Source organism: Gilliamella sp. B3172, from assembly GCF_026536465.1.
GTDB lineage: Bacteria > Pseudomonadota > Gammaproteobacteria > Enterobacterales > Orbaceae > Gilliamella.
In genome coordinates, this window is the sequence record NZ_JAFNOA010000004.1 from 48,259 (window position 1) to 64,665 (window position 16,407).

A 16,407-nucleotide genomic window follows, 5' to 3' on the forward strand; every position below is an offset into this window, starting at 1 on the left:
TGTGACGACAAATCACAGCTAACAAAACCATAATAATATTTGATGATAAATAGGTCAGTTTATGAGGATCAATAAATTTACTAACAAACGCTGTGTGATTGCGATATTATCCATCATTACCCTAGGCTACACTCAATTTACCTTTGCTGATCCCACCTCAATTGGTGTCGGTGTTGGTTGGTCAAATTCACCTTATAAAAGTTATAGTGCCAGTTTTTATCCGGTGCCACATATAGATTACGATAATGGTCTATTTTTTATTGATGATTTATCTGCCGGTTTTTATCTTTATAATGAGAATAACCAAAGTATTTCCCTAGGTGCCCGCTATTTATCAAATGAATTTAAACCACATGATTCAGATAATCATCGACTCAAACAACTTGATACTCGACATACAACAGTACTGGCTGAAATTGAATACTCGATCGTAACCGATTGGGGAGGCTTTTCGACCAGTATTGGGGCTGATGTACTTAATGAAAGTAATAGCATTTTGTTTAATGCTGATTATACCGTACCTTATATACAAGGCGATTTAATTATCGCGCCTACCATTGGTGTCAGTTGGGCTAATAGTAAACATAATAATTATTACTATGGTGTGTCGAATAAAGAGTCGCTCCGATCAGGTTTACATCATTTTAGTGCGAACAGCTCTTTTACACCTTATCTGGAAGTAGTAGCACAATATACATTAACCGATAATATTGCCACTTTTGGCGGCGTCCATATTGAAAAATTAACCGGTGATGCAGCAGATAGCCCAATGGTTGACAATAGTATCTTAACTTCAGTTTATATGGGGTTATCTTATAAATTTTAATCATTTTATTTTAGTTTTATTTAACCTTAACAATAAAATGATAACGACTTAATTTTTGATAAACCTTTATTTGAAACGCTTCATGTTAAAATGAATTTCACCCAAAATTTAGGAAATAGTTAAATATGCTTTGGTTTAAAAATGCCATTATTTACCAGCTTAATAGTGATAGTTTGCTTGATAAAGCTGTCATTGAAAAGGCGCTTAAATCCGCACCTTTCACGCCATGTGGCAACTTAGATACCTCTAAAACTGGTTGGGTGTCTCCTTATAATGATAATAATAATGAAGATTATATTGTTGATATGCAGGGGCATTTACTACTACGGATTAAAAAAGAGTCTAAGATTCTTCCCGCTCCGGTAATCAAACAAGCATTATTAGAAAAAATAGATAAACAAGAACAAGCGTTAAGTCGAAAATTAACCAAAAACGAAAAAGCAACATTAAAAGATGAAGTGATGATTGACTTAATGCCCAGAGCATTTAGCAAATATAATCATTATTGGCTTTGGATTGATACGCATAATAAACGAATCATTATCGACTGTAGTAGTTTCAAGCAAGCAGAAGATATTCTAGCCATTTTGCGTAAACAATTAGGGGCGTTGGCACTAACACCACTATCTATTGATACCCCTCTTGAGCAAGTAATGACAACTTGGGTTAAAGAAAAACTCAACTTCGCTCCATTTTTATTAGGCGATCAAGCCGAATTAAAAGATCCGCTGGAAGGAAACGGCATTATCAGTTGTAAAAATCAAGATATTACCAGTGATGAAATGCTTGTTCACTTTGAATCGGGAAAATGGATATCTAAAATCAAAATCATTGATGAACGAGGCGTCAATTTTATCGTTAATAGTGATTTAACTTTGAAGCGAATCAAATTTGACTCAGCTATTTTAGATGAAAATGAAGATATCGGATCTGATGAAATGGATAAACGACTCGAAGCTGATTTTTTCATTATGGCTAATACGTTAGCAAATACAATTAACGATTTTTATATTACAATTAATCAAATAATTTAACGATAAGATAATATCTTTTTAACACATTAGTATCTTTTGTTATGGATTTGTATATTATATGTGCTATAATCGATATTAGATTATGTGTATCATAATTAAATAAAAACAAATTAAACAACGTCTATTACAACATAATAAGTTGAGGCAAAAAATGAAAAAAACAACTCTAGCTCTAGCAATTGCTGTTGCAAGTTTAACTGCTACTGCAGCTAATGCAGCATATGAAGATAACACTTTTTATACAGGTGCTAAATTAGGTTGGTCAGAACTTTACAGATTAGATGCAAACAAAGTTCGTGCATTTGATGATACTGGTATCAAAACTTCTAACCGCAGCAATGTTGCTGGTGGTGCATTCCTTGGTTTCCAAGCTAACCCATACTTAGCATTTGAATTAGGTTACGACTGGTTAGGTTCTGCTAAATATAAAAGATCTTACAACCGTACAGGTAATGGCCATGCTGCTGGTAACAGCAAAATCAATGCACAAGGCGTATCTTTAACTGGTAAATTAAGCTACCCATTATCATTCATCTCTGATGATTTTGATATCTACGGTCGTGCAGGTGCAATGGTAACTATCGCTAAATGGAAAAATGGCGGCGATGTTAAAGATGTTTATGGTCGTGGCGGTACAAAAACTGACGTATCTCCAGTTTATGCGTTAGGTCTTGACTATCGTCTTGATGAAAACTTCTCTACTCGTTTAGAGTACCAATATGTTCAACATATTCATACTAAAACTGACGCATCGCCAGACGCTGGTACTGTTAGCTTAGGTATTACTTACCGTTTAGCTTCTCCTGCTGTTGCGGCACCAGTTGAAATCAAAACTGAAGTAAATCGTTATGTATTAAATGAAGACGTTCTATTTGCTTACGCTAAAGCTGACTTAAAAGCAGAAGGTCGTCAAGCATTAGATAATCTATTAGCTACTTTAGTGAAAATTAATCCATCTCAAAGTGCTATCGTTGTAATTGGTCACACTGACCGTATCGGTTCAGAACATTACAACCAAAAATTATCTGAACAACGCGCTCACTCTGTAATGAAATATTTAGTTGCTAGAGGCGTTCCTGCAGAAATCATCAGTGCACGTGGTATGGGTAAATCTCAACCAGTTACTGGTACTAAATGTAATGCACTTCGTGGCGCTGAATTAAAAGCATGTTTAGCACCAGATCGTCGTGTTGAAATCGAAGTTAAAGCACGTAACGTTCAAGAAGTTCAAGTAACTAATACAACAAATTAATTTTTGTTTATTTCTCAAAAACCCGGTTTTCGCCGGGTTTTTTGTTCCGCTATTGTTGTTAGCAACTAAATAATATCTTACCTTTGATCTATAATTTATCCACAAAACAGATTATAATTATTACCAACGTTGTTAGTAATATAAAGTTAAAGGAGTTACTGTGCCTACCGCTATTTGGCAAGATTGTCTTTCTCAATTACAAGAAGAGCTTCCTACAACGGAATTCAACTTATGGATACGCCCGTTGCAAGCGGAAATGGTCGATGACAAACTTTATATTTATGCACCTAATAGATTTGTGTTAGATTGGGTAAAAAATAAATACCTATCTGCTATTTCTCAACTATTAAATAAACTTTTTGATAATGATTCACTAAAATTATATCTTGAAGTTGGATCGACTTTATCTTTAGAGAAAAAATCTCAACAAAGCAAACCTAAAACCGATATTGTTCCGGCATGGAAAACAACGAAAGAAACGAACAATCACACTTATCATTCCGGTATTAACCATAAGCATACTTTTAGTAGCTTTGTAGAAGGTAAATCAAACCAACTTGCCGTTGCGGCAGCTAAACAGGTTGCTGAAAATCCGGGGAAAGCTTATAACCCGCTATTTTTATATGGTTCAACCGGTTTAGGAAAAACCCATTTATTGCATGCAGTTGGTAATCAAATCATGGATGAAAAAATGAATGCCAAAGTTGTTTACATGCATTCAGAACGTTTCGTTCAAGATATGGTAAAAGCATTGCAAAATAATGCTATTGAAGAGTTTAAAAATTATTACCGTTCAGTTGATGCTTTACTCATTGATGATATTCAATTCTTTGCTAATAAAGAACGTTCTCAGGAAGAATTTTTTCATACCTTCAATTCATTATTAGAAGGTAATCAACAAATTATTTTAACATCTGACCGTTACCCGAAAGAAATTAATGGCGTTGAAGATCGTTTAAAATCACGCTTTGGCTGGGGATTAACCATTGCCATTGAACCGCCAGAACTTGAAACTCGCGTTGCTATTTTAATGAAAAAAGCAGAAGAGAATAAAATAAAATTACCAGAAGAAGTGGCTTTTTTTATAGCTAAACGATTACGTTCTAACGTGCGTGAATTAGAAGGCGCGCTTAACCGGGTCATTGCGAATGCAAATTTTACTGGTAAATCAATTACCATTGATTTTGTAAAAGATGCTTTAAAAGATTTACTTGCCTTGCAAGAAAAATTGATTACTATTGAAAATATTCAAAAAACGGTGGCTGAGTATTATAAAATCAAAGTTTCAGATTTATTATCTAAACGCCGTTCTCGCTCAGTTGCCAGACCTAGACAAGTGGCAATGGCTCTTGCTAAAGAATTAACCAATAAAAGCCTCCCTGAAATTGGAGATGGATTTGGTGGAAGAGATCATACCACGGTACTACATGCATGCCGTAAAATTGCCGATTTAAAAGAAGAAAGCAATGATATTAAAGAGGATTATTCCAATTTAATTCGAACATTATCAACTTAACAAGAATAAACACTATGAAATTTATTATAGAACGAGAAAAACTGATTAAGCCATTGCAACTTGTTAGTGCACCACTAAGCAGTCGACCAACATTACCCATTTTGGGCAATTTATTACTACAAGTCAGTGACAATACATTATCAATGACAGGTACTGACCTTGAAATAGAGATGATAGCGCATTTACCGTTAACACAAGCATGTGAACCGGGTGCAACAACAGTGCCAGCAAGAAAGTTTCTCGATATCTGTCGTAATCTTCCCAATGATGCTCAGATTTCGATCAGTGTTGATGATAATCGATTAATAATCCAGTCTGGTCGGAGTAAATTTTCTTTAGCAACTTTGCCGGCGAGTGATTTTCCAAATTTAGAAAATTGGCAAAGTGATGTTGATATTTCTGTTCCACAAAAAACGATAAAACGTCTCATCGATGCTGTTCAATTTTCAATGGCAAATCAAGATGTGCGATATTATTTAAATGGAATGCTATTTGAAATTGAAGACGGGTTATTAAAATCTGTTGCCACCGATGGTCACCGATTAGCAGTTTGTGCACAACCTGTTGGGCAAAATATTACTGAAACTTGCTCGGTGATATTACCTCGAAAAGGGGTTATTGAACTGGCGAAATTGGTAAGTGATAGCGACGATCCGATTAATATGCAAATTGGTAACAATAATCTGCGTGTCAATCTTGGTGATTTTACTTTTACCTCTAAGCTGATTGACGGTAGATTTCCTGATTATAAACGTGTATTGCCACGTAACCCCGATAAACCACTTGAAGTTTCCTGTGATGAGCTGAGAAACGCATTGTCTCGTGTGGCAATTTTATCCAACGAGAAATTCCGTGGGATTCGATTATATGTACACAATAATCAAATAAAAATTACTGCTAATAATCCGGAGCAAGAGGAAGCTGAAGAAGTCATTGATGTAAAATATGAGTCCTCAGAGCTTGAAATTGGCTTCAATGTGACCTATTTATTAGATATATTAAATACTTTGAAATGTGATAGCGTACAACTGCTATTCACCGATGCAACATCAAGCGTGCAAATTGAAGATATTAATAATCAATCTGCAACTTATGTTGTGATGCCAATGCGCTTATAACATACGCCTATTCAACTTCCGGCTTCGGCCGGAGATTGTATTTTAACCCTATGACTCTTGCACAAATTAATATTCACCATTTCCGTAACATTAGCCACGCTCAATTATCTTTATCTCGCCATTTTAACTATGTGGTTGGTGATAATGGTAGTGGTAAAACTAGCCTACTTGAAGCGATTTACATGTTAGGTCATGGACGTGCATTTAGGCATATACAATCAAATCGAATTATACAACACGAACAACCAGAGCTGGTGTTATATAGCCAATTAGAATCATTAAATCAGCAATGTCGTACAATAGGATTGGCAAAAGCTCGTAACAATGAAAACAAGATAAAAATCGATGGCGATGAAGGCTTTCGGTTAACTGATTTAGCAAAATTATTACCCATTCAGCTCATTACGCCGGAAGGTTTTGATTTGTTAACAGGCGGCCCTAAATATCGACGTTCATTTCTTGATTGGGGGTGTTTTCATCATTATCCGGAGTTTGTCCAGCTTTGGAATAATTTGAAACGTCTGTTTAAACAACGTAATGCATTATTAAAACAATCCCAAAACTATAATCAACTGTTACCTTGGGATAAACAATTAGTCCCCATCGCTGAAAAAATAAGTGAAATTCGAGCTGACTATGCTGAAAATATTTTTCCTGAAATTATAAAAACAACGAAAGACTTTCTACCTGAGTATGAACTTAACTGTTCATACTATCAAGGTTGGGAGTATGGTGTAGATTATGCAGAGATATTACAAAGACAATTTGAACGAGATAAATTGCTTAATTATACCTCGCTAGGTCCACATAAAGCCGATATCAAATTACGTGTTGATAATATACCGGTTGAAGATCTTCTATCACGAGGCCAATTAAAATTGTTAATGTGTGCCTTACGTTTGTCACAAGGTGAGTATTACACTAAACAAACAAACCAATCATGTATTTACCTGATTGATGACTTTGCTTCCGAACTGGATAAAAATAAACGTAACTTATTGGCAAAACGTTTAAAATCAGCCCATTCACAAGTTTTTATCACGGCTGTCAGTGAAGAGCAAATTAGCCACATGATTGATGAAAATGATAAGATTTTTCACATAAAATCTGGTATAATTTCATAAATATACGAAATGATAAAAGAAATTAAATAGGTCGAGAAATCCATGTCTAACTCTTATGATTCATCTAGCATTAAAGTGCTTAAAGGACTTGATGCAGTCCGAAAACGTCCTGGTATGTATATTGGAGACACCGATGATGGAACAGGCCTTCATCATATGGTTTTTGAAGTAGTTGATAATGCCATTGACGAAGCATTAGCAGGATATTGTAACCATATCGAAGTAATCATTCATCCCGATAACTCTGTGTCGGTACGTGATGATGGGCGTGGTATTCCTACTGGAATACATGAAGAAGAAGGAATTTCTGCTGCCGAAGTGATTATGACCGTGTTACATGCAGGCGGTAAGTTTGATGATAATTCCTATAAAGTATCTGGTGGTTTGCATGGCGTTGGTGTTTCAGTGGTAAATGCACTATCAGATAAATTAGAACTCGTGATTTACCGTGAAGGAAAAATTCATAAACAAACCTATCATTTAGGTGTTCCGCAAGAGCCCCTTAAAGTCATAGGTGAGACAACTGAATCGGGTACATACGTTCGTTTCTGGCCAAGTCCACAGACATTTACCAATATTGAATTTGTCTATGAGCATTTAGCGAAACGGCTGCGTGAACTTTCATTCTTAAATTCCGGTGTTTCAATTAAACTGATTGATGAACGCACAGGTAAAAGCGAACATTACCACTATGAAGGTGGTATTCAAGCTTTTGTTGAATACTTGAATAAGAATAAAAACCCGATTCATCCCAAAATTTTCTATTTTAGTACTGAAAAAGACGGGATTGGCGTTGAAATTGCCTTGCAGTGGAATGATGGTTATCAAGAAAATATCTACTGCTTTACCAATAATATTCCACAACGAGATGGCGGTACGCATTTAGCTGGTTTTCGTGGTGCAATGACACGTACCTTAAATAACTATATGGAAAGTGAAGGGTATAGTAAAAAAGCTAAAATCAGTGCAACCGGTGACGATGCTCGTGAAGGTTTGATTGCGGTAGTATCGGTAAAAGTACCTGATCCTAAGTTTTCATCACAAACCAAAGATAAACTCGTTTCATCTGAAGTTAAATCAGCGGTTGAATCTGTTATGGGTGAAAAACTGTCTGAGTATCTGCTGGAAAACCCAACTGATGCTAAAATTGTTGTTGGTAAGATCATCGACGCAGCAAGAGCACGTGAAGCGGCACGAAAAGCACGTGAAATGACACGTCGTAAAGGTGCATTAGATTTAGGTGGTTTACCGGGTAAACTTGCTGATTGCCAAGAAAAAGACCCTGCCTTATCTGAACTGTATCTGGTGGAAGGGGACTCTGCGGGCGGCTCGGCAAAACAGGGGCGTAACCGCAAAAACCAAGCGATTTTACCGTTAAAAGGAAAAATCCTAAATGTAGAAAAAGCCCGTTTTGATAAGATGCTCTCTTCTCAGGAAGTGGCAACCTTAATCACGGCATTAGGCTGTGGAATTGGTCGTGATGAATATAATCCGGATAAAATGCGTTATCACAGTATCATCATCATGACTGATGCCGACGTTGACGGATCACATATCCGAACACTACTGTTAACATTCTTCTATCGTCAAATGCCAGAAATTATCGAACGTGGGTATGTATATATTGCTCAACCACCACTATATAAAGTGAAAAAAGGTAAGCAAGAACAATATATTAAAGATGATGATGCCATGACCCAATTCCAAATTGCTTTGGCGCTTGAAGATGCATCATTACATGTTAATGATCATGCGCCTGCACTGGCAGGAGAAGCATTAGAAAGACTGATTGCTGAATATCAAAAAGTTGAAAAATTAATCACCAAAATGGAACGTCGTTATCCTAAAGCATTACTTGCTGAATTGGTGTATCAAGATGTATTAGACGAAAACATTTTGCAGGATCAGCAAAAAGCTGAACATTGGGTAACAACCATTGTTGAAAAGTTAACAAATAAAGAGCAACACGGTAGTAGTTATTCGTACTCAGTGCAGTACAATGATAAAACACAACTATATGTGCCAATCATTAAAGTCAGAACACACGGTGTTGATACTAACTATGCGCTCGATCAAGTCTTCATTCATAGTAATGAATATCGTAATATCTGCCATTTAGGTAAGCAACTAAAAGATTTACTTGAAGATAGTGCATTTATTCAAAGAGGCGAACGCAAACAACCTGTTAGCTCTTTTGAAGAAGCTGTAGATTGGCTAATCAAAGAATCGCGTCGAGGATTAACTATCCAACGTTATAAAGGTCTGGGTGAAATGAATCCGGAACAATTATGGGAAACGACAATGGATCCGACCAGCCGTCGCATGTTGCAAGTCACCATAAAAGATGCGATAGAAGCGGATCAGTTGTTTACCACCTTAATGGGTGATGAAGTTGAACCTCGTCGAATGTTTATTGAAGAAAATGCCTTAAAAGCTGCTAATTTAGACTTCTAAAAGCATTTCAATACAGCATTTAACAACAAAAAACCAGACTTAATGTCTGGTTTTTTTATTGTTAAAATCTCAGATAATTTTATTGCCCAAAATTCGACAATAATCCTAGATACCTATAATTTTCTTATATACTGAAAGTTTCTACTGGCAAACATGCCAACTAGTTTACAACGTGACAAGGCTGATTTTGGTGTTTATGGGGTAATACCATGGCAATATATCGATAATAACTAATATATCGCCATGTTTAAGATAGGAAAAGCTCATTCAGTTAAATATGGTTTGAATAATAGCAACAAGAAAATATTAATCGAATAAAAACACTTTGTTTCCCATTATGATGATCTTTATTTCTTATTATTCACTCATTGATCATAGTTAACTTCCCGTTTTTACTTCACTAATTTATCAAACTAAATCATTATATATTTAATGCTTTTTGTAATTGTTGAAGTTTTTTATGTAATTTTTCCAACTCAATTTGCTTTTCAAGTTCTGAGCCATATGAACTATTCACTTTTTTAATGAGTTGCTGTTCAATATCGTTAACTTGAGCTTGCAAATCATCACGACCTTTTGCCTTTTGTTTCACTTCATCAGTTAACTGAGATACCTCAGTTTCCAATTTTTGCTGTAGTGACCGTCTTTGTTTTATCGTTAATGAAGTATCATTTTTCTGTTTCTCAATAATGGCATAAATCTGTCTAAACTGACGATTAGCTCTTTTTTCATTCTCTAGAATTTGCACTTTTCGATCAACTCGAGCTTGATAATTGCCCGAATTATGACAACCCATTTTATGGAAAAAACTAATGTCTTCATTAGTTGGATCACATTGTTCAACTGTAGTTGAACAACCAGTTAAAAATATAAACGGACAAAGTAATAACAGATATCTTTTTTTCATAATTAACTTACCTTAACTGCTGAGCGCTGTTTAGACACAATATTTATTTGATTTTCAAGTACTGCAATTTGTTTATTTAATTGATTGATTTGTTTATCAAGTTGAGAGACATTGACGCCAGCTTGTTTTTCTTCAGAAGATACTGTCACCCAATCTCTTTCGATTTTTTTCATACGTTGTAACTTATCGTTTAGATAAGTAATATTGGCATCAATTTGGGTCAAATCATTTTCAGCCTGTTTTTTATTTACCGTATCGTTTTTAATTTGATTTCTTAATGCGTTAAGTGTCATCAAATTCTTGTCTAACACTGCTTTAGCAACTTGTGTCACAGCTTGCACCTCGTAAGTATCTTTCTGAATATCTTGAATATAGATATCAAGACGCGCTTCAGTATTAGCATAGTCTGCGCGTTTAGAGTCAAGATAATAATTTACGCCCATCGCTAAACCACAACTTACAGCCGCAGAAGCGACACAAGTACCAGCTCTACCACCTAGTAACAAACAACCAACACCACCTATACCTGCACCAACTGCACAAGCTTGCCATGCAGATTTACTAAAAAATTTAGCTGTATGGCTTTTAGTCAATGCGGGATCAACATTTCGAGTATTTACACCACCAACACCTTGACATCCAGCTAAAACAAGAGATACACATAAACTAAGGACTACTAAAATTTTATTCATCGTTTGTTTCCTTTTATTTCATTACAAGTTTGTAGCCAAGCTGTTCGCTCAACTTTTCCTGATTCAATATATTCGTTGATGTGTTTGAAATAGAGCGCCAAGTAGTCGCTCATATTTGCTTTTCCACTATTCTCAAGAATAAATTGAGTCGATTTGGATTGATCGTTGATTGTTTTTTTCTCGTAGTTCGAGGCTGTGTTAACAATGGTGTCGGAATAGTATTTCAAGATAAAATCCCGAGCACTTTTGGACTCATCAACAACCTGTTTTAAATTTTCCAACTTCACTTTTGAACACATATTATCGTCATTCAAAGTATTAGTCTCATTTGCATCACAAACTTCATTGACCATTGTTTCATAGAGATTATTATTATATTCGTACTTACTATGTAAATCAGATACATTGGCACATAAAAAGGCTCCGAGTTGCAAAGCAGATTGAATAGAGCGATCACGTTGCTCATCACGGGCTTGATTAGCACTCCTTAAAAGTATATTGAGTTGATTTAATTCTTGTTTAGTTTTCTCATCCTCAACTTGTTTAGTGATTTTTTCAAGCTCATTAACTACATTGCCATTTTGGTTATTATTTGTTTCGTTACCTAGTTCGTTCCATTCTTTTTCAAGCTCTTTGATTTTTTCATTCGAACTCATCACATTTGTGGTATAGACTAAACGGATCCCAACATCCTTACTTTTATAGGCAGTTTTATCATCATAAAAAGGTTTCTCAATACGAAAATAACTGGTAATTGATGATTCCGGTGTCAAATAGCTACCACCACGAACAATGATACCACCTTGCTGACCATGATAACGATCCAATTTATTCATTTTAAATGAATCAAACATCATTTCGTGTACATTACCTAAGATATCATAAAGATCTAAAGGGTTAGGCTCAAGCCGACCTATAAGCTGTAATTTCCCATTGGCTGACTTAGATCCGGAAAACCAGGCATAACTTTCAACATTACTGGTCATCGGGAATCGTGATTCACGAAATTCTGATTCCGTCACTTTCGCTCCTCCTCGTGCTGCATATTCCCACTCGGTGTTACTAGGTAAACGGACATAGCCGTTAGGTAAACCCTTTTCATTCAACTTAGCAGCGTTTTCAATCAACCAGCGATTATATTTATCGGTAAAAGCGACTGCATCAAACCAGCTAATATCTGTAATAGGAAAAGAAAGATTGATCTTGGGTTTTGGGCAGGTATCATTCATTACCGATTGATATTGTAATGCGGTAATCTCATACTTACCTATTAAATAATAACGCTCTTTACCAGAATCTGAAAAACTGCCCGCAATATAGTTTGGTGTTGCATACTCAGCAAAACCAAGCTCTTTTTGATTACTGCCCAAAATAATTTTGACATCATCTAACGGCTTGTTTGTTGGTGTAAATACCTTTTTCATTACCAAACTACCGTCACAAGGCATTGGTAAAATAACATCATCTTTTGCTGGTTTAGGATTATAGAATTTTTCATCCCAAGCTTGAGCATAACCGAAGGACGGAAATAAGCTTATTGCAGCCAAACCCCAACTAGCAAATCTGAGACTATTAGGCTTCACGTAAGCTTTCTGCTGGTTGAATTTTAACAGCACGACGCCCTCCTATAACCACAACGGTACTTGAAATGAGTAAAGTCAATAAAAATGCAAAAATAAAATGGTAAAATTGTAATTGACTCACAACAGATTGTGAAACCAAATTTTCACCTAAAACTAAATTGAACGCATAATTTCCTGCCATAAAAAGTATGCAGGACAGAATAAAAGCTAAACAACTAAGCATCATAGCTTGATTGAGTAGATAAAGCATAATATCTCGGGAGCGAAAACCAAGTAATCGCATAAAAGCAATATCTTTACGCTTCCGTTCAATATTGGATAAAAACGAGCCGGTAAATGATAAAACACATCCAAATACGGCTGTCATTGCAATCACACTAAAAATAAAATTAAGTACGCGATCAATTGCTTGCATATTTTCAATTGCTTTAGCTTGAGTGCGAGTATCAATATTCTTTTCTCGTAATTTAAATGCTAATGGTGCAACATTCTCAAGTGCTTTAGCATATATTCGGGCACGAGCAAAGGAAGTATGAGAGGGAGGGTTAATATTTCCTTTAGATGTTATAAAAACATTACTTACATAACCATCATAATAATTTTCCATTTCTATTAGTAAATCTAATGTAACAAATGCGGCTGCTCGGCTGTAATTAATTTCGGGAATAATACCAATAACTTCTAATTCTGCAATGCCTTTCTCCAGCTTCCCGTCTAGCTGTCGGGTAATTACCATTTTCACACGATTACCAACGTCTACCTGCATTTTTTCGGCAGATAATGAACTCAATAAAATTTGATTTTTGTGATTGAGTAACGGTAAATTTTTGGTTATTGGATCGCCCTTCGCAGTGGGAATAACTTCGGCATTATTAACAAAATGACTGGCATCTTTCATTAAGTCTGCTTGTGTATTTAATGAACGTGTCAATGGAATCACAAAAGCGGTCTCTGGTTGTTGCTCTATCCATTGAAACATTTCATTATCGAGTTGTAAATTACCCACAATTTTTACTTCTAAATTTTGCGGATCATTAAGTAATTGTTGTCTAAGTTGTGAAACAATGCCATATTTTAAACTAAATAGTAATAGTAACGGTGTGATGACCGATATTACCGACGCAATAATACAAAATGAAACTTTTTTGTCGTACCATAAGTCTGCCAAGGATAAACGAGCGATAAAAAGCCATTTTGAAAACGTTTTAATCATTTTTACGCCCTATCCTGTAATGGCAGAAAAACGGATGATTGCGGAGAAGTTAACTTAGCTGATAAAGTATAAAGCCCTTTATTTGCTATTCGTTTCCAATCATGCGTAACAATCATTGCTGCAATATTATCTTGCAAAGCCTGTTCAATAATTAATTCAAAAAGCAAATTAGCATTATAAGGATCTAACGCTGACGTTGGTTCATCTGCCAGTAATAACGCCGGTTTATGAATAATAGAACGAATAAAAGAAGCACGTTGTCTTTCACCAATAGAGAGCTGATTAGGATACTTATTGATTAAATGTGCAATATTAAGCTTCTGCACTAAGTAATCAAAGCGTTGGTTATCAACGCTTTTTTGTAATAACTTAAAGGACATTAATATATTGTCACGAACGGTCAAAAATGGCAGCAATCCACCTGTTTGCAACATAAAACCTAAATAGTGAGCTCGTATATCGGCTAATTGCTCCCATTTATCATGCTTAATTAATTTAGCAATATCAATATCGTTATCCCCTACCTGCAGGTTGTAGCAACCCACTTCGGCAGGTTTTAGAATCATACCCACCATTTCAAGTAAGGTGCTTTTTCCAGCACCACTATCACCCTGAATAACCACAACTTGACCCGCGTTAACTCTCAGTTGTGGCAGGCAAACACTAAAAAAGGATTTGCCGGTTGTTCTTGAAATGGACAATTGATTAATGACTAACATTTTACGGTAACATTTCTAATGGAATAGGATAAACATTTTCACGCGGATCACTTCCTTCGGATAATGAGATCCAGCGATCGACATCGGCATTACATTTTTGATAATAACGAATCTTACTGTTTAAATTCCGGATAAATTTTTCTTGTTCAAGCCCACTCATACTTTTCCAAGCATCTTGATCAAGTCCCGTTACGTCACTTTTATAAGGAATATTATCCAAATATTCACCTAATAAACCTAAATCAGCAATTTTAGTCACAGAATCAGATTTTAACTTACTTGGATCTTGCCCCATAGCCGCTGCAACAGAACGAAGTTGGGAAAACATATCATCGGCAGAAATCAAACCATCATTGGCGGCATTAGCAATCTTGCTAACAACATCACTTAAATCACTTAGTTGCGATTTGGTTAACAAAATGCGTGGCTCTGCTGTCGGAATGGTTGGTTTAACAAAGTCTTTATCAGCAATCCAAGCCTTGAAAACTGTTGGGGCTTTAGCGCCTTTAGTATCCCCAAGATATGCAAGCTGCATGGCTTTACTTAATAATAAAGCATCTTTGATCATATCAGCATTTTCATCTTTTGAATTCAATGCGCTTCCAACGGAAACCTCACCTTTATAAGCAAGTTTCACTTGTGTGGATAATGCTTCGGCTAATAAATCAACCTTCTGACCAAATTGTTGTACATTACCAGCATTAACCGGATAATAGAGTGATTTATGGATGAAATCGTTAAAAGTTAAATCAGAGTATTGCGCTTTAGCAATAGGATGATCTTTTATACCATTTGCTGTTTTGAGATGTAAAGCATAGATAGCAACACCTTTATGTTGCGCTTCAAGTCGCAATTGAGCGGCATCCATTTTCGTACTTGATAGTTTATCGTCGCCTGGAATAGCGCTAGCATCAGTAATTAAAATTATATAACGGGCGCTAAAGTTATCCCAATTAATCTCATTTAAAGCTTGATTTATACCTGCAAATGCATCTTCGGCAAAATAAGCCGTTGAAACTTTAGCTTGTTTAAGTGAGGCGCTTGCTTTTAGAAAGCTATCTTTACTCTTAACTTGATTAGGATCGACAAAAATTTTAGAAACAAATTCAAGTTTTTTGGAAGTTTTTAAACTCGATCTAAAAGAAACCAGACCGAATTTAACTTGATCTTGTAAATGTTCTTTTTCAATTTTCTTATAAACTCGCTTAACCGCTTCTCTAGTGCGAGAAATATAGGGATCCATTGAAATCGTTGAATCTATCACAAATACAATTGCCGCATTAAAAGGGGTTTGATTGCTAGCTTTATCATTAGATTGAGAATTTGATGATCCTTTTTTAACTAGCTCATCTTGTTTGCTCAGTGAAGCAACTTCTAATACTCGTTCATAAAACCCTTGCCCATTCATAACTTCCTCACCTTGTAAAATCGGTAATAAATAGAAGTTACTTTTGAAATCGACATACTCTTTAGGCTCTTGTGCAAGCACTTGTGATACTGATTTATTACTTTTGAGTGCATCACGAATAGGTTTTAATAGCGTTTCGGGATTTTCAGCATCGACAATTTTAGTTAGATCTGCTTTATCTTTAAAAAATAATAAAGGTTCACGATCAACCGGATTAGTAAATACTAAAGTCATTTGCATATTCCAATCGATAGCACATGAATCATTAATCCAACCGATTGTTTTACCGAATGAATCCGGACCTACTTTTAGCCATTTCTGATTATTTTCATATTTACGCTCATAAACATAGTAACGCGAAAAAGCCGGAACAGATTTACCTTTAGAATCGGTGAAATTACTCTTTAATTGGCAGCTTGGCGTACTTAACACACGCTGATACAAGGTTGTTTTACCAGCCTGTTTAAGTGGCTCTGCTGCAAATCCCAATAGAGGTAAACACGTTAAACCTATTGTAAAAAAGAGTTTGGAAATATCTATTTTATTCATTTTTGCTCCTTA

13 protein-coding genes are annotated in these 16,407 nt (G+C 35.6%); 7 read left to right on the plus strand and 6 right to left on the minus strand.

Features of this window, described 5'->3' with window-relative positions; translation table 11 throughout:
• The first annotated feature begins 61 nt into the window (after positions 1-61).
• The 7 genes from J3U37_RS06280 (at position 62) to gyrB (ending at position 9,324) form a co-directional block, all read left to right on the plus strand.
• Entirely contained in the window at positions 62-826 is a 765-nt protein-coding gene (locus J3U37_RS06280; protein WP_220218711.1) for a MipA/OmpV family protein, read from the plus strand.
• Positions 827-951: 125 nt separating this feature from the next.
• Entirely contained in the window at positions 952-1,860 is a 909-nt protein-coding gene (locus tag J3U37_RS06285; protein WP_267336154.1) for a recombination-associated protein RdgC, read from the plus strand.
• A gap of 151 nt (positions 1,861-2,011) precedes the next feature.
• Positions 2,012-3,112, plus strand: coding sequence for a porin OmpA (gene ompA / locus J3U37_RS06290; RefSeq protein WP_220218709.1), 1,101 nt, complete (start codon positions 2,012-2,014; stop codon positions 3,110-3,112).
• A 160-nt stretch (positions 3,113-3,272) separates the two neighbouring features.
• The gene (gene dnaA / locus J3U37_RS06295) at positions 3,273-4,628 is read left to right on the plus strand and encodes a chromosomal replication initiator protein DnaA (protein ID WP_220218708.1); all 1,356 of its coding nucleotides are present in this window, start codon (positions 3,273-3,275) and stop codon (positions 4,626-4,628) included.
• A gap of 14 nt (positions 4,629-4,642) precedes the next feature.
• Positions 4,643-5,746, plus strand: coding sequence for a DNA polymerase III subunit beta (dnaN, locus tag J3U37_RS06300; RefSeq protein ID WP_220218707.1), 1,104 nt, complete (start codon positions 4,643-4,645; stop codon positions 5,744-5,746).
• Between the two features lie 50 nt (positions 5,747-5,796).
• On the plus strand, positions 5,797-6,870 hold the full coding sequence (recF, locus tag J3U37_RS06305) for a DNA replication/repair protein RecF (protein WP_220218706.1): 1,074 nt from the start codon (positions 5,797-5,799) through the stop codon (positions 6,868-6,870).
• 42 nt (positions 6,871-6,912) lie between these two features.
• Positions 6,913-9,324 (plus strand): DNA topoisomerase (ATP-hydrolyzing) subunit B, encoded by a 2,412-nt coding sequence (gyrB, locus tag J3U37_RS06310; RefSeq protein WP_220218705.1) that lies wholly within the window; start codon positions 6,913-6,915, stop codon positions 9,322-9,324.
• A 421-nt stretch (positions 9,325-9,745) separates the two neighbouring features.
• Here the strand turns inward: gyrB and J3U37_RS06315 are convergent, their stop codons facing one another.
• The 6 genes from J3U37_RS06315 to J3U37_RS06340 are packed head-to-tail and all read right to left on the minus strand — an operon-like array spanning position 9,746 to position 16,395.
• Complete coding sequence (locus J3U37_RS06315) at positions 9,746-10,231, minus strand: hypothetical protein (protein WP_220218703.1); 486 nt, start codon at positions 10,229-10,231, stop codon at positions 9,746-9,748.
• A gap of 2 nt (positions 10,232-10,233) precedes the next feature.
• Entirely contained in the window at positions 10,234-10,923 is a 690-nt protein-coding gene (locus tag J3U37_RS06320; protein WP_220218702.1) for a hypothetical protein, read from the minus strand.
• Complete coding sequence (locus tag J3U37_RS06325) at positions 10,920-12,539, minus strand: SUMF1/EgtB/PvdO family nonheme iron enzyme (protein WP_267336156.1); 1,620 nt, start codon at positions 12,537-12,539, stop codon at positions 10,920-10,922. Before J3U37_RS06325 ends, J3U37_RS06320 begins: the two co-directional genes overlap by 4 nt.
• Complete coding sequence (locus J3U37_RS06330; RefSeq protein WP_267373868.1) at positions 12,496-13,719, minus strand: ABC transporter permease; 1,224 nt, start codon at positions 13,717-13,719, stop codon at positions 12,496-12,498. Before J3U37_RS06330 ends, J3U37_RS06325 begins: the two co-directional genes overlap by 44 nt.
• Before the next feature lie 2 nt (positions 13,720-13,721).
• Positions 13,722-14,438: an ABC transporter ATP-binding protein gene (locus J3U37_RS06335; RefSeq protein ID WP_267373871.1), complete on the minus strand. Its 717-nt coding sequence runs from the start codon at positions 14,436-14,438 to the stop codon at positions 13,722-13,724.
• 1 nt (position 14,439) lies between these two features.
• The gene (locus tag J3U37_RS06340; RefSeq protein WP_267373873.1) at positions 14,440-16,395 is read right to left on the minus strand and encodes a vWA domain-containing protein; all 1,956 of its coding nucleotides are present in this window, start codon (positions 16,393-16,395) and stop codon (positions 14,440-14,442) included.
• Between the last annotated feature and the right edge of the window lie 12 nt (positions 16,396-16,407).